19 protein-coding genes and 3 pseudogenes are annotated in these 23,735 nt (G+C 59.8%); 17 read left to right on the top strand and 5 right to left on the bottom strand.

The window, feature by feature from the left end; all coding sequences use genetic code 11:
• Positions 1–14: 14 nt before the first annotated feature.
• From AB4Y32_RS08020 to AB4Y32_RS08005, 4 genes are all read left to right on the top strand, one after another.
• Positions 15–611, top strand: a complete 597-nt coding sequence (locus AB4Y32_RS08020) for an OmpA family protein (RefSeq protein ID WP_368720801.1) — start codon at positions 15–17, stop codon at positions 609–611.
• Between the two features lie 24 nt (positions 612–635).
• The gene (locus tag AB4Y32_RS08015) at positions 636–1,556 is read left to right on the top strand and encodes a hypothetical protein (RefSeq protein ID WP_368720800.1); all 921 of its coding nucleotides are present in this window, start codon (positions 636–638) and stop codon (positions 1,554–1,556) included.
• Between the two features lie 29 nt (positions 1,557–1,585).
• The gene (locus AB4Y32_RS08010; protein ID WP_368720799.1) at positions 1,586–2,032 is read left to right on the top strand and encodes a hypothetical protein; all 447 of its coding nucleotides are present in this window, start codon (positions 1,586–1,588) and stop codon (positions 2,030–2,032) included.
• 224 nt (positions 2,033–2,256) lie between these two features.
• Complete coding sequence (locus AB4Y32_RS08005) at positions 2,257–2,826, top strand: hypothetical protein (RefSeq protein ID WP_368720798.1); 570 nt, start codon at positions 2,257–2,259, stop codon at positions 2,824–2,826.
• A gap of 610 nt (positions 2,827–3,436) precedes the next feature.
• Here AB4Y32_RS08005 and AB4Y32_RS08000 read toward each other — a convergent pair.
• Both AB4Y32_RS08000 and AB4Y32_RS07995 read right to left on the bottom strand, forming a co-directional pair.
• Positions 3,437–4,627: a TIGR03118 family protein gene (locus AB4Y32_RS08000; RefSeq protein ID WP_368720797.1), complete on the bottom strand. Its 1,191-nt coding sequence runs from the start codon at positions 4,625–4,627 to the stop codon at positions 3,437–3,439.
• A 270-nt stretch (positions 4,628–4,897) separates the two neighbouring features.
• A pseudogene (locus AB4Y32_RS07995) lies at positions 4,898–5,071 on the bottom strand (carbonic anhydrase); the annotation flags it as partial.
• A 316-nt stretch (positions 5,072–5,387) separates the two neighbouring features.
• Here AB4Y32_RS07995 and AB4Y32_RS07990 point away from each other — a divergent pair.
• Positions 5,388–6,158, top strand: a complete 771-nt coding sequence (locus AB4Y32_RS07990) for a TerC family protein (RefSeq protein WP_368720796.1) — start codon at positions 5,388–5,390, stop codon at positions 6,156–6,158.
• A 372-nt stretch (positions 6,159–6,530) separates the two neighbouring features.
• Here AB4Y32_RS07990 and AB4Y32_RS07985 read toward each other — a convergent pair.
• Both AB4Y32_RS07985 and AB4Y32_RS07980 read right to left on the bottom strand, forming a co-directional pair.
• A pseudogene (locus AB4Y32_RS07985) lies at positions 6,531–7,404 on the bottom strand (hypothetical protein).
• A gap of 28 nt (positions 7,405–7,432) precedes the next feature.
• Positions 7,433–8,353 (bottom strand): lysozyme inhibitor LprI family protein, encoded by a 921-nt coding sequence (locus tag AB4Y32_RS07980; protein ID WP_368720795.1) that lies wholly within the window; start codon positions 8,351–8,353, stop codon positions 7,433–7,435.
• Between the two features lie 369 nt (positions 8,354–8,722).
• On the opposite strand from AB4Y32_RS07980, the gene AB4Y32_RS07975 reads away from it, so the two are divergent.
• The 11 genes and pseudogenes from AB4Y32_RS07975 (at position 8,723) to AB4Y32_RS07925 (ending at position 19,597) form a co-directional block, all read left to right on the top strand.
• Positions 8,723–9,091, top strand: coding sequence for a hypothetical protein (locus AB4Y32_RS07975; RefSeq protein WP_368720794.1), 369 nt, complete (start codon positions 8,723–8,725; stop codon positions 9,089–9,091).
• Positions 9,069–9,416 (top strand): hypothetical protein, encoded by a 348-nt coding sequence (locus AB4Y32_RS07970; RefSeq protein WP_368721100.1) that lies wholly within the window; start codon positions 9,069–9,071, stop codon positions 9,414–9,416. Before AB4Y32_RS07975 ends, AB4Y32_RS07970 begins: the two co-directional genes overlap by 23 nt.
• 387 nt (positions 9,417–9,803) lie before the next feature.
• Positions 9,804–10,274 (top strand): glycine zipper domain-containing protein, encoded by a 471-nt coding sequence (locus AB4Y32_RS07965; protein ID WP_368720793.1) that lies wholly within the window; start codon positions 9,804–9,806, stop codon positions 10,272–10,274.
• A gap of 312 nt (positions 10,275–10,586) precedes the next feature.
• A complete protein-coding gene (locus AB4Y32_RS07960; protein ID WP_368720792.1) occupies positions 10,587–10,862 on the top strand; it encodes a hypothetical protein in 276 nt (91 codons plus the stop codon).
• Positions 10,863–11,769: 907 nt separating this feature from the next.
• Positions 11,770–12,765, top strand: coding sequence for a 2-hydroxyacid dehydrogenase (locus AB4Y32_RS07955; protein WP_368720791.1), 996 nt, complete (start codon positions 11,770–11,772; stop codon positions 12,763–12,765).
• 98 nt (positions 12,766–12,863) lie between these two features.
• Positions 12,864–13,682, top strand: coding sequence for a hypothetical protein (locus tag AB4Y32_RS07950; RefSeq protein ID WP_368720790.1), 819 nt, complete (start codon positions 12,864–12,866; stop codon positions 13,680–13,682).
• A 227-nt stretch (positions 13,683–13,909) separates the two neighbouring features.
• A pseudogene (locus AB4Y32_RS07945) lies at positions 13,910–14,312 on the top strand (glycogen/starch/alpha-glucan phosphorylase); the annotation flags it as partial.
• 25 nt (positions 14,313–14,337) lie between these two features.
• Positions 14,338–16,392, top strand: coding sequence for a glycogen debranching protein GlgX (gene glgX / locus AB4Y32_RS07940; protein ID WP_368721084.1), 2,055 nt, complete (start codon positions 14,338–14,340; stop codon positions 16,390–16,392).
• Between the two features lie 211 nt (positions 16,393–16,603).
• Positions 16,604–16,870: a hypothetical protein gene (locus AB4Y32_RS07935; RefSeq protein WP_368721083.1), complete on the top strand. Its 267-nt coding sequence runs from the start codon at positions 16,604–16,606 to the stop codon at positions 16,868–16,870.
• 386 nt (positions 16,871–17,256) lie between these two features.
• Positions 17,257–18,657, top strand: a complete 1,401-nt coding sequence (locus AB4Y32_RS07930; protein WP_368720789.1) for a DUF3300 domain-containing protein — start codon at positions 17,257–17,259, stop codon at positions 18,655–18,657.
• 10 nt (positions 18,658–18,667) lie between these two features.
• The gene (locus AB4Y32_RS07925; RefSeq protein WP_368720788.1) at positions 18,668–19,597 is read left to right on the top strand and encodes a DUF2950 domain-containing protein; all 930 of its coding nucleotides are present in this window, start codon (positions 18,668–18,670) and stop codon (positions 19,595–19,597) included.
• Between the two features lie 225 nt (positions 19,598–19,822).
• Here AB4Y32_RS07925 and AB4Y32_RS07920 read toward each other — a convergent pair whose 3' ends face one another.
• Positions 19,823–21,409: a TrkA C-terminal domain-containing protein gene (locus AB4Y32_RS07920; protein ID WP_368720787.1), complete on the bottom strand. Its 1,587-nt coding sequence runs from the start codon at positions 21,407–21,409 to the stop codon at positions 19,823–19,825.
• A 1,742-nt stretch (positions 21,410–23,151) separates the two neighbouring features.
• Between AB4Y32_RS07920 and AB4Y32_RS07915 the strand changes: the two genes are divergently transcribed.
• Positions 23,152–23,463: a DUF4148 domain-containing protein gene (locus tag AB4Y32_RS07915; protein WP_368720786.1), complete on the top strand. Its 312-nt coding sequence runs from the start codon at positions 23,152–23,154 to the stop codon at positions 23,461–23,463.
• Positions 23,464–23,735: the final 272 nt, after the last annotated feature.

Below are 23,735 nucleotides of genomic sequence, written 5' to 3'. Positions count from 1 at the left end.
TCGGAGGTCGCGATATGTCTGGCTCAATCATTTCGTTTGTAGACGGGCGCACGGCACGCAGGGCGGTGACGATGGCGCTGTGTGCGATCGCATGCGCGCATCTCGCCCATGCAGCGGACCCGGTCGTCAAGGAGCAGGACATCGACGAACAGTCGGTGACCAGGGCGCTTGCTCCCGAGGACAATGGCGACAACATCGTCACGCGTGGGTTCGTGCTGTCGAACAAGCAGCCCGGTGCGGCGGCGAAGCCCGCCGCTTCCGCGAAGCATCCGTCGCTGCAGATGCTGATCACGTTCACGACCAACTCGTCGACGCTCACCGATAGCGCGCAGACCGCGCTAGACAAGGTCGCTCACGCGTTGCAGTCGGAACAGTTGGCGGCCTATCGGTTTCGCGTCGAAGGGCATGCCGATCCGCGCGGCTCGGCGGATGCGAACATGAAGCTGTCGGAGGATCGCGCGGCTGCCGTCGTCGACTATCTGACGCACAAGGATGGCATCGCGCCGGAGCGTCTGTCGTCGGTCGGCAAGGGATCGACCGAGCCGCTGAACCGGCGCAATCCGATCGCGCCGGAAAACCGCCGCGTCACGATCGTCACCGTGACGGACTAGCGGCGATTGCGGGCGCCGGCGTCCATGAAGGCTTTTCTCACACGTGGCATCGGGCTCACGGCGGCATGCGCGTTGTCGTTGTCGACGATGGGATGGCTCGCCGGCGATGCCTGCGCGCAAGCTGGCGCCGCTGAACTCGAAGCGCAGAGCGAGCACGTCGAGATCAGACGCGTTCCGCTTGCGAGGCTCGAAGCATCGCTGCCGGGCGACGCGCGGCTCGTCCTCTTTGCGATCACCGACCGGCCAGGCCTTTATGTCATGCACGCGCCAGGCCTGGCCGGACAAGGCGCGATGTTTTCGCGGGTCGTCGCGCTCTTTGAACGCCGCGACATGCCGCGCGATCACATCGTCACGATGACGGAGATCGCCACTCACGCGCGGCGTTTCCGCACCAATGCAGCGGACCTGACGGCGGGCAACAACTTCAGCTCGACCGAACTCGCGCATTTCTTCGATCTGGCGCGCAGCCAGCATCTGACGCTGACGCCCGGCGAGCGCGCGCTGCTGCGCATCGCCGTGCAGATGGACCTGATCGGGGAACGCAACGGTAACTGGCAGGCGCGCAGCGCACGCGATTTTTTGATCACGATTCCGGGGCTTGGAAAGGGGCCGGGCGGCGAGATCATCGATGCGTCCGTGAGGGCCGCCATCCTCAGCCACGAACTGGGCCATTGGCAATATTTCTCGGACAACGCATACGCGCAGGCGTGCCGTTCGTTCTGGTGGCGCGAGCTTAGCTACGACCAGCGCGCGGAACTGACGCGCCAGCTGGAAGCGTTGGGCTATGACGCGAGCGACCGGATCGTCATCGATGAAGCGCAGGCTTATCTGCTGCATACGCCCGCGCCTTATATGCCGCTCGCCGACGTGCCCGGCCCGAATGGATTCGATGTCGCGGCGATACGCGGCAGGCTGAAGCAGAAAGTGGCCGAGGCCACGCGGTGACACGAGTCGATGCGATCGAGAGGTGCACTATGTCGACGCTCATGGAAAACGAACTGCAACGCAAAGGCGAGCACGCATTGACGCTCGTCGCGAATCGGATCAAGGCGCTCGGTGACCGGATGCGCGGAGCGACGGTTCAGATCGCCTGGATCGAGATCGACGAAACGAGGCTGTTCATTGCGGGCATCAATTCGTCGGCTGGCTTCAATGACAGGCAACGAGACGAAATGAAGCGACTGGGCATTCTCGAAGTGCCATGTCATCTGAAGGGCGTCGGGCGCGAAGAAGGTGGCGCCCCTCATGCGGAAGAAAACATGGCCGCTTACATCCACGATCGCGGCGGCAGGGGACTGCGATGGAGCCGGGCGGTGGTAGGGGGCGTATTCGATACGAGGCGCGGCTCTCAATCGTATGTATGCGCTGCGTGCCGTGCGATGGTCGAGCGCGTCGGTGGGGTCATCGAACCGGCGTTTTGATTGGTGCGGTTCTGATTTACGCGGTTCTGGGTTGTGCGGTTCTGGGTCGTGCGGTTCTGGTTCCCGAGGCAATTGCGCGGTTGGCGCGGCGGACGATGTCAGCAGTACGGTCAGTCTTCTAACAGGTCTCAACGAAATGACTCTGGGGGCATTCATTCTTTCAATGAATGCTGTTAAAGGCGAATTTGCGGGGCACGGTTACTTTTCTTTTGAGGGGCAAAATCATGGCATTGGCAGATAACATTCGGCTGGGCGAAAGCGCTGTCAGAGAGGTGAAGAGCCTGGGCGTTCTGGCTTGCAACAAACTCGCGGATCGCCTCAAAGCTGCGGGCGGCGTAGATAACGTGGTCTACCACGGCTACGACGATACTGCGGGACAGGGTGTCGACAGAACGCGAAACGCCGGTGCATGCGCGATGACAATCGGGAATATGCGCGGCACCGCGGAGCACGTGAGAAATACGAAATACGGTAACTGCTGGGAGCAGGCCATCATCGCCTTCGTTCATCTCTACGACAAAGGCCTGCGTCCGCTCGACCTGATGGCGTTCACAGCGGCCGGTTATGACCATGTGTGGGTCGGCATCGGCGTGCATCCGGGATGGCAGTCCAACAACCTGCGCTCATGGGGCCCCGACGCAGTCTGGTGCGATCCGTGGCAAGGCGACGGCGTCGTGTTCGCGGTCTCCGATCTGGTCAAGGGCGCCGTGCGCAATCTGAACGCCATCTACAAGTGCAATACCTGTGAGCTGGTGGAAGCAGGAATGCCGGAGTCGAAGATACGGGTCGATTGATGGCGGGTCGCGCAGCCGGGGGCCGTGCTTGCGGACGAAGACGACTTCACGGTGCACTATGCGGCGCTGCTCGAGCACTATGGCATGAACGGGACACGCAACAATCGCGGCCTGGGTCGTGAGTATGGCGTGGTAAAAAATATGTCGCCGTGACTCGCGATCCCCCTGTATTGCCTACCGGGTTGACGCGTTCACGACGACATAATTTCAGGCTGATACTGATATTCCACTGATCAACATTTGAGGGATTTCATGTTTGAGATTCTCTTTACGCGTCCGCATGCTCTTGCTGCCCTCACTCTCGCGCCCTGCGTGGAATCCAGGAAGCGCTTCCTCGTACATCGTCAGGAACTGCGTTATCCGCCTAAGTCGATCCGCAAGATAGCTTAGATCCTGCTGGTATTTTCACAGAGCTTTGATCTGTCCCGCCCGCGGTTAATAACGCACGAGGAAATCGCGTTTGCGGTTGACCATCGGATTCGACTTCTCCGAAGTGAGCGCGCGAACGAGTCACGCAGCTCACGTCCTTCGTCTCCAACTCGGATCGACACGTCGTCGATGGTCAACGATATCGTGCTTTGGAGTTGCACGGGGAGCCACCCGGCGCCTGTTATTGCCCGTGCTCAGCCGACGCGTGTGCCTTGGAAGCGCTCACGGGAGCTATGGTACCGAACAGTCCGTTGACCTCCTTGTTTGGACCTGCCGAGAAGTACAACGTATCCGAACTCGAGTTGCGGCCGCCACCGAGTGTCAGAGTCCACAGGCCGTCGATAGCCAGTGGACTGCCGTTTGCATCCTCCAGTTGATCGACGAACGTGCCGTCATCGTTAAAGACATTGATTCGGCCATTGCCGAAGTTGCCAATCAGGATTTTTCCGCTGAAGCGGCCGAACGCAAACGATGCGCGAGTGACTCCCCACGGTGAGTTGAGCGGCCCTCGGCTGGCGAAACGGCGCAGCAGGTGGCCGTCTGTATCGAATACATCGACGAATCCGAGACCTTCGCCTGCAACGTCGTCGTGCTTCTCCTTGTTCTGCTTTGCATAGGTGACGAAAAGGTCACCATCGATGTTCGCGATGCCAAACGGCGCGAATCCGGCCGGGATCTTTCGGTCGATGAAGCCGCCGTCCGTCGTCGCGGGCATGAACAAGCCTTTCGTTCCGCCGCTCGGCCCGAATACATCGATCTGCCCCGAACGAAAGTTCGTCGCAAACAGGAATACTCCTTTCGCGTTCACACCGACGACGAGACCCTTGTAGACGGCCCCGTTGGCGGCGGAGGGGGTGGCCGAGTTATCGACCGCGAGCACGGCATTGTTCGGCGGATTCAGCCCGCCGGCCCAAGCGGAAATCGTGCCGTCCTCGGTCGCAAAGATGAATACGGCCGGGATCGTGGTACCTGGCACGAGAAACGCCGGTGAGGGATTCCACACCATCCCGGTCGGCGCCGCGGGCGCGGTCTTCGGCGGATTGTTGGGAGAGAAGGGACGACATGCGCTGTCCGGTATGACATTGCCCGGCAGCGGGATGGAGACCTGCAGCGCCACCTTTGTCCCCGCGCCGTCATACAGCGTGGCGCAGCCGGTGGCGTTGTCGTTGATCCAGAATGGACTTGCTGCCGGACTGAACGCGATACCCCAGGCGTTCTGGAGCACCCCGTCGACCTTCGGTGCCGCGCCTGCCACGTTGGACACGAGTGGCGTGACGACGTAAGCATCATCGTCGGCAGCATGCCCGATTGTGAAACCGGCGGCGAGGACGATCACGGCCGCCGCTTTGAGACCCCAAGAGACCTGAGACATGACACCCTCCTTACTCTGACTGGTGAGAGATTGCTCCGCGAGCGAGCGCCAGGGAGGCTAAACGAACGCTGCACACCAAATATTCCGCTGTACGCCAAAAATTCTCGCTCTCACCGCCCATGCGTCTCGACCATACCGGCACTGCCTCGGCCAGTTTTAGTCCTTGTCCACTTCGGTCTTGCCCACGCATTGATGCCAGTTTCATCTGCGACATATTCAGAAGGTTTCGACACAGCCGTGCCCTGTCGCCGAGAAGGCAGCTATGAAGATGAACAGCTCGGCCGGATGGGTCGAGGCGAGCAGATCTGGCACAACCCGGCTGTCCGAGCACGTGACGAAGAGCGCATCAGGCGTCTGCGCGAGAGGCAGTTTGCTGAACTTCTCCGCGTATTGCGGGAGCATTTTCTCGCGGAATTCGACGATGCCCGTGATGGGTTTGCGCATGGATTGCCTCCCGGAAGGTCTAGTTGTTTGCAGTCGAGACTGGCGAACCCCTGCAGCGCAGACGGGGGTTCGCATTTCGCCAGAAGATCCGGACACTTGAGCGTTTCCTTTACGATACGACACCCGAACATCAACCCGGTCAATGAGACCTTGGTCCAACGGGTCGGGGACGTCGAGTCTCCGGGATGGCGTCTCGCGTTCGGGGCCGCGAATCGCCGTTCGTGTAACGATTTAAGCGCAAAACTCTCCTATCCTGTCATGGTCGATTCATCACGCCACGGCTGGCCTCGCAACCGCTGTTTGAACGCCTGTGCTTATGGACTATCTCCTCGCTCTCGCTGCCGACCCGGCCGTCTGGGCCGCGCTCGTGACCCTCGTAGTAATGGAGGTCGTCCTTGGTATCGACAATCTGGTTTTTATTTCAATTCTCAGCAACAAACTGCCGCCATCGCAGCGGGTGCGGACTCAGCGGATTGGCATCGCGCTCGCCCTCGTGATGCGTCTTGCGCTGCTTGGCACGGTTGCATGGATCGCGCACTTGACCCAGCCGGCGCTATCGCTCTTTGACCACGCCTTTGCCTGGCGCGATCTGATCCTGATCGGCGGCGGACTGTTTCTCGTCTGGAAGGCGACGGGGGAAATCCATCATCACGTCGCGAGCAATGAGGAGGGGCGTACCACAAGTACCGAGAGGCCTACACGTCTCACGTCACGCTCTGCAATCGGTCAGATTCTGGTGCTCGACCTGGTATTCTCGGTCGACAGCATCATCACCGCAGTCGGCATGACCGAACATGTGGTCATCATGTACATTGCCGTCATCGTGGCCGTCGCGGCCATGATGTTTGCAGCGGGTCCGTTGTCACGATTCATCGATCGCAATCCCACGATCGTGATGCTCGCACTGAGCTTTCTGCTGGTGATTGGCATGACGCTGATCGCCGAGGGCTTCGGCACGCACGTTCCAAAGGGCTATATCTACGCGGCGATGGCGTTCTCGGCGTTCGTTGAAGGCATGAACATGCTGGCAAGGCGCAAGAAGTGGAAGCGTGAACAACAAAGGGAGACCAAGGATTGCGCTCGTTAGCAGATGCGATACCGCAGCCGCACCGCTGTGTGGTATCCGCGAAGGTCATGAGCATTCAGGCGCTGCCATAACTCGCAGGGTTCTGCGGTGTCGGGAAAATTGACGGTTACTTTTGAAAGCGGTCGTCGAAGTTGCGTCAGCCCGAGTGGCCGTTGAGGGTCGAGAGTATGCTTCGCGCGGCATTAGACCTGACATTCACGGTTGTGGTGGTCCGAATGGCAGAAAAGCAAATCTGAAGCTGCCTCAGGAACGACGACTCCCAAATGTCTATAAAAGCCGAATCGTGCGCGCGGCTTGTTCGGCAGGGTCCGGGGTCTTCCTGCCCATGCGGTCGCAATGGTGAGCCATGCGCACATGCTTCGGAAAAGCGCTCTAAAGAATACCGTCCAACGCCTTGGCGAGCCCGGCGACCGCACCTTCGATGTCATGCAGTTTGTCCAGACCGAATAATCCGACGTGAAAGGTGTTGAAGTCTTCAGGCTCGCCGCATTGAAGCGGAACGCCGGGCGCGATCTGCAAGCCGGCATCGGCGAATCTCTTGCCCGATCGTATGCCGTCTTCGTCCGTGTAGGTGACCACGATGCCCGGAGCCTGGAAACCTTCGGCAGTCACGCTTTTGAAACCTGCGCCAGTCAAGAGTGAGCGAACACGCGTTCCGAGTTCAAATTGCTCCGCTCTCACTTTGTCGAAGCCGTATGCATCGGTTTTCTTCATGACATCGCGCAGCGTAGCGAGACTATCCGTTGGCATCGTGGCGTGGTACGCGAACCCGCCGTTTTCGTATGCCTCCATGATCTGCAGCCATTTGCGCAGATCGCAAGCGAAACTGGTGCTGGATGTTGCGTCGATTCTCTCGCGGGCGAGAGCGCTGAGCATGACCAGCGCGCAGCAAGGCGACGCGCTCCGTCCCTTTTGCGGTGCGCGCCGGAGGCGATGCAGTCCAGTACGAAGATGCCGCCGACGGCATGAACAGCGTCGGACATCGCGCGCGGATAAGCATTAGGCAGCATCATGCCGGACGCGGTTTCGACACTTCGTGTTCGTCGCGAACTGCCTTGCGACGGCTTCCATTCCGAAAGTCCCGCTGCCCGGGATAACAATGGCCGACTTTGCGTTGTAGACCCTTTTTCAGAGCCTTGGAAATGTCGCGCACGACTCCTTGAAAGAGCCGCGACATATGATTGATTGATCGGTCGGTGTACACGATTGAATATTCAAGGAGCCCCTCGTGGTCGACGTCGAGCAATGCCTATCTCACATCGATCGGCACATCATTACGACCGCATCCGCTTGAGTTCATCGATGCGCAGACGATAGCTTCGTAGCAGACATACTTTATCGCCGCACACGTTGCGAGAATTGCGAAGCCATGCTCGTTGATCCGCTCGCAATCGCGTCTTGTTAGCCGATTCTTTTATCTTTCGATGATAGAGCTCTGCCAATGTCTTATCGACACGGGAAAGTTCCGCATCCCCGCAAACAAGCTGCGCTTGAACGGATATGAGGTTGCTGCAATCAAGACTATGCATCAATGCAGCCTTCGTCTCGTATCGGGTTTCCAGCAAGCCCGGCTTGCATAGCCCTTGTAGCGACTTGCATGCAACGTTGCGCCCGACCCACGCCATGTCTTGCGCACCATATTGCTTGACGAAACGATTGATGGCGGCGTGGCTGACGCCCCTTTGCATTGCGTTTGCCGCGATTATTTCGTTGCAAAGCGAATCCTCGGCGTAGGTTCGCCCATCGCGCCGGTAACAACTATGAAAACCGAGCAGCCCGGCACCGACAACACTTCGGCGTTCTCCGGACGCGAACAGGATCGAAGCGCAAGCGGACGCGCATTTGGCATTATCTGGAACCGTTGTATAGACGCGTACCTTGTCCATTGCATCGACGACCCGGAAAGCGGCCTCAACATTTCCTCCGAGGCTATTTAAAACAAGGACAACGAGTCCTTCCTCATCGCGGTCAGCCATTTTGGCGACTGCGAGAAACTTCTCTGCATCACCTTCCTGAACCTTCCCTTCCCCGATAATCATCTTTAACTCAAGTTGTGGTTGGTAGTAGATCCTGAATTCCATCCCGAGCGCCAGACCGGGAAACATAAGCACAGGGAAACAAAGCCAGGAAAGCAACCGTTGAATGAATCCTGGCGCCGGCGCGTCCTTCGGCGGTGGGTGCCCGGTGCTGCGCATACACTTCTCCCCGGAATTTCACTGGCTTTCTGCAAGCTCGCACCCTACCGCATTATCCGCGAACGTGGCGCGGAACCACCGCACTCGGTGCAGTGTGCTTCGGCGGGACGATGCACACGCTCTTCGATGTTCGAGATGATCGGGCAGTGGCCTACGACAGACGCGCTCGCGACGTTGCCGAGCATTGCTTGAGGATGGCAGGACGTATGGCGGGCGCTCCGCGCGCGCTTCACCGTCGATCAACTGACGACAATCTTTGAGAACCCTCTTTGCCGGCTCGATGTCGACCGGCGTTGCTATTACGCGCGCAATCCCGGGAAGCACGACAGCGAGCCAACAGCCCGTTCGCCTGTGATGATCGGGCGAGACATGCGTGAAAAGAACAGTACATTGATGCCCCCGGCTGTGGATCGTCAGCCCCAAAGGACGGGACGGCTGGCTGCGCAAATCAGGGCGCTGCTGGCGGATGGCAGCGAGCGCACCGCCATGCAGATTGCGCAGCAACTGGGCACGAGTCGCAACGAGGTGCTCGTGGCCGTACGCGCGATGTTGGCCGATGGGGCGCTGCAGGTAACGCGACACGTTTCCGCGAATCATCGCGGCCGGGGGGCACGCGTGTTTGCGTGCGCCGGTACGGCCGCGAGGAAAAAACATGATGAGCGCGGGTTGTACGCGCCATGGCCGCAGGCGGACCCGGTGGTGACGACAGCCATCGATGCTATTGCGCGCCACAGGTGACGATGCTTCCTGGCGCCCGCTAACGGGGGGCCAAAAAGGCGCGGGCGGCGCCTTGACCAGGATTGCACTTTCAAGCGTCACGATCAGGTTGTTCAACGAGCGCGTCATCGCCGCCCGACTCGCGGGCGTCGCAGTGTCGAGAATGCGTCGCAACATGACCGGTAGGGGCGTGGCTGCCGCCATTGTGATCACGTGCGCTCGCGCGCTGGTCCGGTATGTGGTTGACCACAATGTACACGGCGTGTCGTTTGGTTTTGCCCTGAGTTTTAGGCCGATATTCGCCGGTTCATTGATCGGCAAGTTCTGTTTTTATCAAACGAAATAATCACGACCATTATTCTGTGAGTCGGTACACCGAGTATTAGCATCAAAAGCGCGATGAATGTTCTAACATCATATTGAGTCGACGCCGCAATTCGCTACAAACCCGTTTGCAATTGCCACCGGTCCAGACAGGGCCAATTTATCGGGACTCTGTCCTTCTGTCTGAAGAACTCGGCCATGTCCCTGTGGAACTAGCGACGAGCCAATGTTTCGGGCAGTCGACAAAAGCGGGAACTGTCTGCATCGTGTTCGCCAGTTTCGCATCTTAAAAGGTCTTCCATGAGGCGCGACACGTGCCGTCGCCCCGGATCGACTTTCGAGATTCCTACCGCTAATTCAGCGGACCGAATAGACTAGGTGAGAGCACGCCACCACACAGGGGGCTCTTATGAACGCCTTAAGGATTTACCACATTAGCGCTATCGCGGCGCTGCTGTGTTACCAGACTCTTGCGCAAGCGCAGCCCGTCGCGTATCCGGCCAAAGGCCAAAGCGCACAGAAACAGCAGCAGGACGAGGGACAATGTGCTTCGTGGGCCAAGTCGAAAACCGGCATTGATCCGACAGCTGTCGCCGCAACGCCTCCGCCTCCGTCTGGACCTGCGGTAGGCGGCGGAGAACGGGTTGGCGGCGCCGCTCGAGGCGCGGCGGGTGGCGCGGTCATCGGTGCGATTGCGGGCGACGCAGGTAAGGGCGCCGCCGTTGGCGCGGTCGCAGGAACGATGGGTGGCGGGATGCGTGCGCGCCAGAACCAGCGGAACGCGCAGGCAAACGCTGAGGCGCAGAAACAGAACGCCATGGGCGCATGGAACCAGGCCTATTCTGCCTGTATGAGCGGTCGTGGATACACCATGCACTGAGCGGCAAGTAACGGAGGCACACAAGCCTCGATAGGTCGTCCGGGGTTTCCCAGACGACCGTAATGCGAACACCGCTTTGTCCACGTGCGCTGGACGTCGTGCTGCAGACGCCCCCACCGGGCTCGGCGTAGCTTGTTTCCGGGCGGCCCATGACGAATCCACTACGCCGATTGCGTCAGATCGTAGATGCACTCTGCGCGGGGTGCCTGTTACTCGCCCTTAACGCATGCAAACAGTGCTTCGTCGTCTACGCGTGCTGATGACGCGTCGTTGCGCGCCCGTGCCGTGACGGCGGAAAGTCACGGTGTACGGGTGAGCGCAGCCGTGCTGAGTGCCGACGACAACGAGCGCATGTTCGGTACCAACCTGAACATAGCCGACGTACAACCGGTCTGGGTCGAGGTGACGAACAGAACCTTGCTTTATTTATGGATGTTCCGCACCGAAAACGGCGAGGGTTATTACTTGCCGTTCGAGTCCGCGTGGCCAGTACATACGCGACCCGGCGGAGCAGCGAAAGTGCACATCGACGACCGCTTCTATAAAGCGTCCTTCAAGAATCCGATCCCGCCGGGTGGCACCATGTAGGAATCCTTTTCACTAACCGGGTTGAAGGACTCAAATTCTGCAATATCGATCTGTCCGGTGATACCGAGGTCTTTCATTTCTCGCTCTTTTTGCCTGTGCCGGACGACGACGAAAATTTCGAAAAGATCCGCTTCCTTGACACGGGAGGCGGCTCTTCAGTGAAGACTATCCCCGAAATCCGGTGAAGATCATCCCCGCAATCGCTGCGGCGGAGTGTGCCGAAATCCTATGTCTGCCAAAACGGCACTCGCCCGGTTCTGTCGACCAGGCGGGCTTTTCTCGAAAGGCCAGATGAGCCAAAGGCCCAAAACGCCCGCAAGAAGCTGGCGTTAATCCGCCGTCACCTGCGCAAGTTAAAGCCATTGAAGGGCGGTTACCCACAGCCCCAAACCATGTACCGTCTGAACTGAGAATTCGATTTGTTGCACTCTATTTTTCGACCGAAACGGCCGCGCGGACAGTAAAGATCGCGGCGATATTTCCGAGTATCCGAATACGATCGAATGACCATAGATCATCGACCTCCGAAGCCGCCGCCGCGGGTCTGGTGGCGGCTCCAACGACAATTGAAAGGTGGGGCGCCTGATTATTTCTCGCATACCGGTCCTCGGGAAACCGACCATATGTGGGAGGCTGGAATGACCGCAGCGGCTGACATACTTGGACAGGGCGTCTGGCAGGTTTCGTTGAGGTTTGTTGGACGCTTGACATTACGCGTAGCCATGCACTAAGGGCGCAGCCGTTGGACCAAGGTCCCATATCATCCCGCGCGCGCATGATCTAGTCTTTCCAGTGACCGCCCTCTGCCCTGAAATTCCCACGACACGCTCACGCTGCCTGTGCGCGGGCGTGACGCGCGCCGTGGTTCTGGCTTTTATCGCGATTATCCGGAGATTGGAGGCACGCCATGGAGATCGCCATTTTCAGCTCGACGCCCTATGAGCGCCGCTACCTCGACGAGGCCAACGCGAACGGGCATCACAGGCTGAATTTCTTCGAAGTGCCGCTGACGGCCGAGTCAGCAGGACTTGCAACCGGCTATCCCGCTGTCTGCATTTTCGTCAACGATCGCGCGGACGCCCAGGTGCTGGAAGCCCTCCAGCAAGGCGGCACGCGGCTGGTGGCGCTGCGCTGCACCGGCTTCAACAACGTCGATCTGGAGGCGGCGGCCCGACTCGGGATGAAAGTCGTTCGCGTGGTCGACTACTCGCCGAACTCCGTCGCGGAACATGCGGTGGCGCTGCTGCTCGCGATCAACCGGAAAATCCATCGCGCGTACAACCGGACGCGGGATTCGAATTTTTCGCTCGACGGCCTGATCGGTTTCGACCTGACAGGCAAGACGGTCGCTGTGGTCGGCACCGGCAAGATCGGCCGCGTGTTCGGGAAGATCATGCTCGGCTTCGGCTGTGAAGTGATCGGCTACGATCCGATGCCGTCGCGGGAGTTCGAGACGCTGGGCGCGCGTTACGCGGCCCCCGGCGAGATCGGAGAGAGAGCGGACGTCATTTCGCTGCACTGTCCGCTGACGCCGGCGACGCACCACATCATCAACGCTGAAACGCTGTCGCGCGCCAAGCGGGGCGCGCTGCTGATCAACACGAGCCGCGGCGCGCTGATCGATACGGAGGCCGTCATCGAAGCCCTCAAATCCGGTCAGCTGGGCGGCCTCGCGATCGACGTCTACGAGCAGGAGGCGAACCTGTTCTTCAGGGATTTATCGAGCGTCGTGATTGCGGACGACCTCATCCAGCGGCTGGTCTCTTTTCCGAATGTAATCGTGACGGGGCACCAGGCGTTTCTGACGCGGGAAGCGCTGACCACGATCTGCGAAACGACGCTGCAAAGCGCAACGGCATTCGAGCAAGGACAGACGCTCGAAAACGAAATCAAGGCCCCGTGACTCACGCCTGCCGATATGCGGCAGCGCATGCATCAGATTGGAAGCCGATTCGGCCGGGCGGCGCGTTCATTCGAATGGAAGCAGAGGAGACTCCCTTCATGCGCGGATACTGCGGATGCATCGCCGCCCTGACGTTCGTCGCGACGTTCGCACAGGCGTCGGACGCTGCGCCGACGCGAAGCGATGCAGACGATCACTGGCAATTCGCAGTGGCGCCATACCTGTGGCTGCCATCCGTGGACGGCACGATGCGCTTCTCGTTGCCTGGCGGCGGAGCCGATGCGTCCACGGGCCCATACGATTATCTGCAGAACCTCAAATTCGCTTTCATGATTCAGGGCGAAGCGCGCAAGGGCGACTGGAGTTTCTTCGCGGACGGAATCTATCTGAACTTCGGGCGCCACGAGAGTGCGGTCAATGCGACGAACGGCCTGTTCGGGCCGCGCGAAACGCAGCAGAGCGTCGAAACGAGCTTTCGCGGCACGCTGGTCGAGATCGGTGGCGGGCGCACGATGATGCGGCAGTCGTGGGGTTACGTCGATGCGATCGTGGGGATGCGCTATCTTGGCGCGAAGGGCACGCTCGACGCGACAGCCGTCCCGACAGCGAGCGCCGGCGTGGGCGCGAACCCGCAACTAGACGTATCGCAGATGCAGAACGTTTTCGACGGCTTCGCGGGCCTGCGGGGACGCGTGTCGATCACGGGCGACGGCCGCTGGTACGTGCCGTTCTATCTCGATCTGGGCGCCGGAACGTCGAAGTTCACCTGGCAGGCGATGACGGGGCTCGGCTACGCGCTGAAGTGGGGTGACGTCAGTCTGACGTATCGGTATCTCGCCTTCTACGGCTCGGGCGATCAGCTCGTGCAGACGCTGCGCTTCAGCGGTCTAAGCCTGAATGTGATCTTCAGGTTCTGAACGCGCGACGTCTGGAAAACTGGTGCTGCGCACAACGAATCGACGGATGAATGGGACATGCATGACGAAATAATGACCGTTTGTACATCGACTTGAAATGCACACGCGGTAACGTATTCTGGCTTGTTGTACGCATATTTCCCCTGGCAGCACTACGGATGTAGCGAGACCGCCCACTGGCGCGACGCGGCCCGGTAGCTCCACTGAAGCGCCAATGCAGCCACCCGAAGGAAGCGGGCGATGAAAACTTCTTCCTGTTTGGCCGGACCGCAGAGCAGGTGGAGCATGATGGCTATCGTCCTGCGCAATACGCCGAAAACAATGCGGAATTGCGCGAGACACTCAACCTGATCGCGGACGGATATTTTTCGCGCGGCGACAAGCAGGTGTTCCGTCCGCTCGTCGAGAACCTGCTGCAATCCGATCCGTTCCTCGTACTTGCCGACTATGCTGAATACGTGACGTGTCAGCAGCGCGTGAGCGCAGCGTGGCAAGACCCGTCGCGCTGGACTCGCATGTCGGTTCTGAATACGGCGCGCTCCGGGAAATTCTCTTCGGATCGCGCGATACGAGTACTGCGAGCGCATCTGGAAGATCTCTCCCGTGAGAATCGACCTTGACCGAAGCTGATGCAGAACCGGTCCAGCGTTATGTCATACGCGCCGGATCACGTTTTCCGCCAGGCGCGACCGTGGTGCCGGAAGGTGTCAACTTTTGCATCTTCTGCCGGCATGCGACGCATGTCGAACTGTTGCTGTATGAAGCGCCGGATAGCGCGGAGCCGTTCCAGGTCGTTGTGCTGACGTCCGAGCACAATCGCTCGTTCTTCTATTGGCACGTACTGGTCGAGAATCTGGCTCCGCATGTCTTCTACACATGGCGAGTGAACCCGCCGCGTGATACTCAACACACTGAGCATGTGTTCGACGCGCGCCGCGAACTGCTCGATCCATTCGCGCATGCCGTAAGCGACGTGCTCTGGGACCGGCGCAAGACCATCGAATTGGCGGACGTCGCGAACGCGGCTTACCGCGCGATCGTCGTCGAATCCACGGCTGCGCCACGCTCGCCGGTTGCGCGTGGCCTCGATCACGCGATTATTTACGAACTTCATGTCGGCGGCTTTACACGCCATCCATCGAGCGGCGTTCGGCATCCCGGTACATTCGACGGACTGATCGAAAAGATTCCCTATTTTCAGCAACTCGGCGTGACGCACGTCGAGCTGCTGCCCGTGATGGCGTTCGACGAACAGGATGTGCCCGCCGCAGCAGCCGCGCGCGGTCTCGTCAACTACTGGGGCTACAGCACGCATAGTTTTTACAGCCCGCATCCGCGCTATTGCGTCGATCCGGCAAACGCCGTGAACGAATTTCGCGCGATGACGGACGCCATGCACGCCGCGGGAATTCAGGTGCTGCTCGACGTGGTCTTCAATCACACGGCGGAAGCGGGCGAGTCGGGACCCGTCATCAACTTCAAGGGGTTCGCCAACGACATCTTCTATCAGCACGATCCCCGCGACGCGCGCCGCTATCTCGACTACACCGGCTGTGGGAACACGGTGAACTGCAATCATCCGCTCGTGACGGCGTTCATCGTGCATTGCCTCGAATACTGGGTCGAAGAAATGGGCGTCGACGGCTTCAGGTTCGATCTTGCCAGCGTCTTCGCGCGCGACCGGCATGGCGAACTGATGACCGATCCGCCACTTCCATGGGCGATCGAATCATCGCGCATCCTGTCGCGCGTGCCGCTGATCGCGGAAGCGTGGGATGCCGCAGGCCTCTATCACGTCGGGGCGTTTCCGGGCATGGCGTGGGCGGAATGGAATGGACGTTACCGCGATGTGATTCGCCCCTTCGTGCGCGGCGACGCCGGGATCATTGGGGCGGTGGCAACCTGTATAGCAGGAAGCGCGGATCTTTACGCGGACGACGGCAGATTGCCGGGCAATAGCGTGAACTTCGTCACGTGTCACGACGGCTTTACGCTGAACGACCTTGTCAGCTACAACGGCAAGCACAACGAGGCCAATGGTGAAGAAAACCGCGACGGCTCAAACGACAACCTGTCATGGAACTGCGGCGCGGAAGGCGAAACGGATGACGCGGGAATCGTTCAACTGCGCGGCCGTCAGGCCCGCAATCTGATGGCCATACTTTTTCTGAGCCAGGGCGTGCCGATGATGCTCGCGGGCGACGAAGTACTCCGTAGCCAGCACGGCAACAACAATGGCTATTGCCAGGACAACGCGCTTTCGTGGTTCGACTGGCGTCGGGTCGAATCCGTATCGGGGATGCTGCGGTTCATGCGCGAACTGATCGCGCTGCGCAAGCGGCATGCGAGTCTGCGCCGGCGGCGATTTCTGACGGGGCGACCCGTGCAAGGCCACGCGCACCCGGACATCGCATGGCATGGCGAACGACTGCATGAACCCGAGTGGCTGAATCCACGAGCGCGGCTTCTCGCATTTACCTTGGGCGGCGAAGATCCGGAAGAGGCGCTTCTTCATGTGATCCTGAACATGGATGATTCGGCACGTCAGGTCGCGCTTCCCACTGTACTCGACGGGAGACGCTGGCACCGGATCGTCGATACCGCGCAGAGCAGCCCGCATGACATTGTTCCGGCGCCGCGCGAGGCACCGGCTGAGCTGGATCACTGCTTGATACAGCCGCGCACGGTCGTCGTGCTGGAAGCGGACTGAATTCCACGTAAGCGAAAAGGCGCGCTTTAGTCGTGCAGCGCGAATTTCGTTTTCGCGCGGCTCGTTTCGCAGGTCCCCGTTTAGTTCAGGGTGCCAACCAGTCATTGGACCAAAGTCCAATACCATATCCATTTCAACCCGTATAGGCTGGAAGCCGTCGGTTTTTTTCACCGGTAGACAGACAATGCAGGCACAACATCGGGAGTTCGTCATGAAACACACGAGTGCAGTCTTGATTGCCGCTACTCTAGGACTCGCGTCCCTTGGCGTTGGAGCGCAGAACAATGCTGGGGCCGGCACATCGACGGGCGCTGAACATCCGGACGAGATAGTGAGAATGCACCAGCAGGTTGCTGCGGCGAATCGCGAATACGACCGTGAAGTCGCGGCTGCAAAAAAGGTGTATGACCACAAGAAAGCGGAAGCGAAGAAGAAGCGCGACGCTGCGGTGTCGGTCGCTCACGGCGCGGGCCAGTAAGACGTATTCCGCGATTGTCTGGGTGGTCAGCCAGTCGGGCTCGCGTGTCGGTCAGAGATATCGCGCAATGCATCCCGTAGGTCTTCCTGCGTTTCGAGACTCGACGTGAAACACGATTTCGAGGGATTCGAGCAGGCAGCGTTCTGGCTACATATCATTGTTGCCTGCGTTTTGCTGATGTTCCTCATTCGCGGTAAGGAACCCACGACTGGTGACTGGTTCGGAGTCGGATGGGAGACACTCGCGATTGAGTTTACCCCGGACTCTTTGCTTCCCGAGTCGACGCCCGGACCATCCGGGCAGCCAGGCACGCAGGCACCAGCGACTTCTATGACAGGCAGGAACGCCTCGTTGTCCGCGACAGGAACCTGCCGGGCGGAGTGGCCATGATCAACTGGAAGGCCCGATGGGCTAGAGCCTGCTTGTTATGGCTGGTTCTGCCGGCCGCCATCCCCTCGTGTGCAGATCACGGTCCGGCGAGCCCCCCGCCATCAGGTACCGCGTCATTGAGCACCGCGCCAACTAGCCCGCCGCAATCAGGCCCCGCGTCATTGAATACGGCGTCATCTGGCCCGGCGCAATCAGGCCCCGCACCATCAGGCCCAGCGGCGTCGGGCCCATCGCCATTCAAGCCAGAGGAGATCGAAGCCCTGGTCGCGCCGATCGCGCTTTACCCGGACTCCGTGCTGGCGCAGGTATTGATGGCGTCGACCTATCCGCTGGAGATCGTGCACGCGGCGCGTTGGGTGAAAGCAAATCCGAATGTGAAGGGCGACGCCGCCGTGAAGGCGGTAGAGAACCAGCCGTGGGACACGAGCGTGAAATCGCTGGTGGCGTTCCCGCAGATACTTGAGCCGATGAATGACAAGATCGACTGGACCCAGAAGCTCGGCGACGCCTTTCTTGCGCAGCAAAAGGACGTCTTCGCTGCCGTGCAGCGCTTGCGGGCACACGCGAAGGAGTCGGGCAACCTCAAGTCGAACGAGCAGCAGAACGTGATCGTCGAACAGGCACCTGCTGGAGGCGGGCAGACTATCGTGAAGATCGAGCCCGCGAACCCGCAGGTGATCTATGTGCCCGCCTATGATCCGACTGTCGTGTATGGCGCGTGGAGCTATCCTGCCTATCCGCCTTACTACTGGCCGCCGTATCCCGCCTATTATCCCGGCTACTATCCCGGTGCGGCCCTCGCGACAGGCTTTGCCTTTGGCATTGGCATAGCTGCCGCCGGCGCAATCTTCAGCGACTGCAACTCGTGTTGGGGTGGAGGCGACGTCAACATCAACGTCGACAAGGCCGCCAACATCAACCGCAACTTCGATCGCAGCAAGGTCCAGGGGCAAGGCGGTCGATGGCAGCATGATGCGAGCCATCGCCAGGGCGTCGCCTATCGGGACAATGCCACGCGCGATAAATTCGCCGGGCAGTCGCCGCGTGCCGGCACACGCGACCAGTATCGCGGCCGAAGCGACGCGGGTAACCGTCCCGGCACCAATGACCGGGCAGGGGCAGGCAATCGCGCAGCGACGGCAGACCGTTCTGCTGGCGCGAACCGGGGCGCGTCGAATCGCGCAGGAGGTGACGTGAATCGTGTCAGCAGTGGCGATCGCGGGGGTGGTTACAGCGGCGGACGCGACAACGCTTTCAACGGCGTGGGCACGAGCGGCCGTACCGCGCAACGTGACTTCGACAGGGGTAGCTCGAGCATGCGGGGTTCAGGGGTTAACCGGCCCTCCGGTGGTGCGGGCATGCGCGGCGGCGGTGGATTCCGCGGTGGCAGGCGTTAAGGAGGGAAGCATGGAATTCCATTCAAGCGTCGTCCAGCAATGGCTGACGCTCAAACTCGCAAACCTTGCGGCCGTCGCCGTCCTGTCGGTCGCAACGACGACAGCAGTGCATGCGCAAAAGAACTTCAGCTCGCCAGAGGCGGCGATGAACGCCTTTGGCGATGCAGTGGTGAAAGACCGCGAAGACGCGTTGCGCACGATCTTCGGCAATGACTTTCGCGAACTGATTCCACCCGTTGGAGCAGAGTTGCGCGATACGTTTATCGCCGAATGGGCGAGGTCGCACACGATCGAGCCGACGGAAACAGGACGCACCCACATCGTAGTGGGCGACAATGGCTGGACGTTCCCGATACCACTCGTCAAGAGCAGTAAAGGATGGCGCTTTGATACGCACGCCGGCACGGAAGAAATGCGATTGCGGCGCATCGGACGCAATGAACTGGCCGTCATTCAGACAATGCTCGCGATCTACGACGCGCAGCGCGAGTATGCACAAACCAGTCACGACGGCGAGGGCGTGCTTGCCTATGCGTCAAGGATGGTGAGTTCGCCCGGCAAACATGACGGTCTGTACTGGCCTACCGGACGGGAGGCGACCCCGAGTCCGCTCGGCGACGCGTTCGTTGATGCAAGTTCGCGCAATGCGAAGAATGCCGGCTACTACGGGTACCACTACAAGCTGCTCGAATCACAAGGATCGCACGCACCGGGTGGTGCCTATGACTACGTTGTCGGAGGAAAGCTATTCGGCGGATTCGCCGTCATCGCCTGGCCCGTCAAATATGGAGACACGGGGATCAAGAGTTTCATGGTGAGCCATGCGGGGCAGGTCTATCAACGAGACCTCGGACCGGACAGCGCCGCCAAGGCGGAGACTATGAAGTCGTTTGACCCGGGCACGGGCTGGAGCAAGGTGCCTGATGCCGATGTTCAGTAACGCGCTGCGTCCTCTTTCGCGCACGCTAAACAATGCACATGACGCGGCTCTTTTTTGATGAGCCGTTAGCGTTCGGTCTTTCCACTGCAGGTGACGCAGGGTATGCGCACCTACGTTTGCAGCGTCCCGACCTCAGGGTCACAGTAGACGGACTGCACCGCGTCGTCGCAGCAGACGATCCGAATGCGAATTCGAATCGAGTATCTCCTCCGGTACGGGCGATCGTTACGAGAGGGAAATCGCGAGCTGCACGAAGAGCACTTTCACGATGGTCATGGACGGGAAGATCATCGCGTACATGACGTCAGGGCGATCCGTAGGTGCGATGCGGTTAGCGAACGCAAGGATGGCCGGGTTGCCTGTCGCGCCACAGATCACGCCGACCGCTGCATCGAATGGGAGTTTGAAGACCCATATCGAGAACACGGCGGTAACGAGCACAAGCACCAGCAAGACGAGAGCCCCGAACAGCAGCAATAGGGGCCCAGTTGTACCAACCGTGTCGACGAATTTCGGTCCGCATGAAATGCCGACCTGTGCAAGAAATATGGTCAGTCCGAGATTGCGCAGGACCAGGTTCGCCGACAACGGCATGACCCACACGAATGGCCCGCTGCGCCGCGCCTTACCGAGACAGAGCGCGAGTATCAGCAGCGCGGCGAGACCCAAAGTAAAGCCGCCCGTACCGGGCAACGGCAGGGCGACGGCGCCTGCCAGCAGGCCGGCTGCAGCGCCGATCCCGAGGCTGACAAAGCTCAGATCCGCCGTGCCTTTGATCGAGTCACCAAAGAACGCGCGAATTATGGGCATATGCGCGCGATTCACGAGCACGCCAACGCGGTCGCCCGTCTCCAGCACAATTTCGGGGCTGGGCAGAAGGTCTACGTCGCCACGTCGCACATGAGCGACTGAGCATGTGACCCCTTCGGGAAAGCGCAATTCACGCAGGGACCTGCCAACCACGCTCGGACTCGACGCGAACACACGCATGTAATCGAGGTCTTCGCGATGGCTCGCTATTCTGCCGGGCTGCAACTGACCGCAAAGTTCCGCAGTCTTGCGCAACAGTTCCGGATCGGTCGCAGTGGCAAGCAAAACGTCGTCCTGTAACAAGACCAGGTCCGCAGCTGGTAACTGGTTGTGATGCTTGCGGCGCACAGCGGCGATGGCGAGACCTTGCGGAAGGCGAGCGGTCAGTTCGGACAGTTTAAGCCCAATGAAATCGGCATTCGCCAGCGCGATCTCGGCCATATCGATGATCTTTGCGTTTGGTGTATCGATTTTTGGCTTTAAAACGACCTTCAGTAGGAGAAGAAACAGAATCGGTCCGGCCACGCCGATAGGATAAGTGACGCTGTACGCCACGGCTGCATCATTGTTCTTAAGCGTCGCAATTGCCGCCTGAAGGCTGGCTGTACTTGTACCGGTCCCGGCAAACATGCCGAGTGCATCTGCGAGCCGGAAGCTTGCGAGCGGGACGAGACACCACCCGCCGATACCGGCTGCGAGTACGCCCAAACAGGCCGCCAGATTCGCCTTGATGCCGTCCGGGCTCGACAGGCCCTTAAAAAACTGTGCGCCATACTGGATACCAATTCCGTAGAGGAAAAGCAAAAGTCCGAGCGTACCTAGCAGGGCCGGTGGGGACGATTTGGGCGCAAAGGCGCCAATCGCGAGACCGACGAACAGGACCGCTCCGGATCCGAGGCAGACGCCCTTGATGTCCACTTCCCCGACGATGTAGCCGAGTGCCACGGTTAGGAAGAGTGTGAACAATGGCTGAGCTTCGAGAAACAGCTTTACTGCATTCATGCGGGTTCACCGTTTGTGCCGGCAATAGCGTGCATTTCCAAGCCTCCATGCAATACCGATTGCCCAGCGCAATCGAATTTTGCTGAGAAGCGATAGCGACAATGCACGCGGCAGTTTGTACGCGTAGCGATATCTGGGGGTTGTGCAACACACGCTGGCTCGCTAGCCTGCGCTTCGCGCCTACAACGGCGGCATCGCGCCATTGACAAGTGTGGTATGTCACTCGGAAAGTAGCTAGAGTAGGATGCCGTGCCGGAAAATTGTATTGGACCTTGGTCTAATCCGTCGGCGGCGGGGGCGTGTCGCAGCACCGCTGGTCATCGTCGTGATACCTGGCACGACGCGGAGGTCTGTGGCTATCGAAGCTGGCACCGGATATCGATTCAGGCAGCCCACGGCCAAAGGCACGGAAAGCAGCAGTAGAAACGCTGCACCCTTCATCTGGCCTGCTGCCCATCAACGTTGGAACAGCTGTTTAACTTTGGTGCTGGCGTTTCGTTTAAGGTGCCGATAACCTGACGAACTGAGGGCGCGCGATGAACGCATATCCGATCGATCCCTACGCAAGCCGTCACCGAGGTTGACGGCAGTCATATCAGTTCGCTTGATCCCGTATAAGGCTGCTCGATTGCGACTTCATCGAGAACTACGGGCTGGTCAAAAGCGGCGGCGATTGTCTGTGCGTCATGGAATCAGGCGATTACGGGCGACAAGGCGACGCTGGCAGTAGGCCGGCATCAATGCGAGCGCCTCGCGGTCTGTCAAGCTGGGAGTGGATCAATGGAAAAAACGTACTCGTATAAAGGCTTTGAGATCACCGTGCGGCTTGAGTCTGTGCGGGCTCTGTCAAGCGAATTCACCTATGGGCCCCCAGTGGGGTACATTGCAGTGGTGAGTATCTATACGGCGGACCCGAGAAGACCAGTAGGCGTACCGATTGGGCTCGTCACAGAAGGAAACCGCGTCTTCGGCACGGTGGACGAGGCCTTGACGGCGGGATTTAACGCAGCAAAGCGTGTGATAGACGACCGAGTTGCCCCTTGACCCCGCGACAAGGATGAGTCCATGCAGGCGAGCCGACCAGTGTTGCTCAAGTCGGCACAACGCAGACATCGATATAAGCCCGGAAAGCATGTCGTCGCCTGCTCCGCTTTGCTCTGGGTTGTCCCCGCGATAGATAGGTGCGTACACGCCCGCGCCGATTCCGAGCGGAAGATAGTGGTCGAGTTCGCATGGGTCGTACAAGGATTTCGTAGACCCGATTCTGTGCGGATTCGTCAGAGTGGATCATAGATGGTGGCCATGAATCGGTGGTCGGGTAACCGTGATAACCCGCGCTTGGTGCGAGCGCGAGAGGGCAGGGAGGCATCCGCCGGCTATACGGCCGCCTTATGGAAAGCTTCGCATCGCACCGCTCAAATTTGTATCGCGAGAGCAAGCCGACTACGGGTAGTCGGTTCTTACATGTCTCGGCTGCCAGGCCTCGTACATCGCGTAGATACGCATCGTAGCGATGTAAATCGTCAGTGATGTTCGCCGGGAATGATGCGAAAGACCGGACGTTGGAATTGTCGGGCGCAGACTGGTTGGCCTCATAACGGTACCCAGAAGTGGGACCGTTACTCCAGACCATCGCTGAAATTATGTCGAGTTCTTAGAAATCATCCTGCCGCCACTCCCTGCGCTCATTGGAGTGCCCCGCTACCGAAACCATCTGCTATCCATAATCAACGAGATGCGCTATGGAAAACCTCCCGAGATACCGCTTGACGCTTACTGCGTTGGCACTCCTGCTGGCGGGATGTGCCGCTGGCGGCGTGCCCCAAAGCGGCCCACATCTGAGCCCAACGGAGTGCCGTGACCTGGCCGCACTTAGGAGCAACGCGCCTCCGACGACGGCGCAACACCAAAGCGAGCTTGCGGCCCTGAGGAAAGCGGGCTACAACCCGTCACCATGGAACGACGATCCAAACTTCCCGGAGGACCTACACGCGGCGCAGCGCCTGGTCGACCATTGGTTCGAAACGGAGTGCCAGCAGTTTCAACCCGGGTGAGAAATCCCGGAGCCACTACGGACCTCGTCTTCCTGATACGTCGACCGTCCGTTGCTGGCCGGCAGTACGCGTTCACCCACCGCGCCGGAAAGCTGCCGTTGAAGACTCCAACGTCAGCTCTGTAGAACGTTCACGGAACCGGTTCTCTCGGCCATGAAGCGACATCCGTCGTCCGTTTCCCACCGGCCGAAGCGCGCTCGAAAGTTGATCATCTTGATCCGAAGAGTTGGGTCCTACATATGCGATGGTGATCGCGAGATCCGATCCTTGCA

The organism is Paraburkholderia phymatum (genome assembly GCF_040965635.1).
In the GTDB taxonomy this organism is placed as follows: Bacteria; Pseudomonadota; Gammaproteobacteria; order Burkholderiales; family Burkholderiaceae; genus Paraburkholderia; species Paraburkholderia phymatum_B.
Note: the sequence above shows the minus strand (reverse complement) of the source record. Positions and strands in the feature narration are given on the sequence as shown.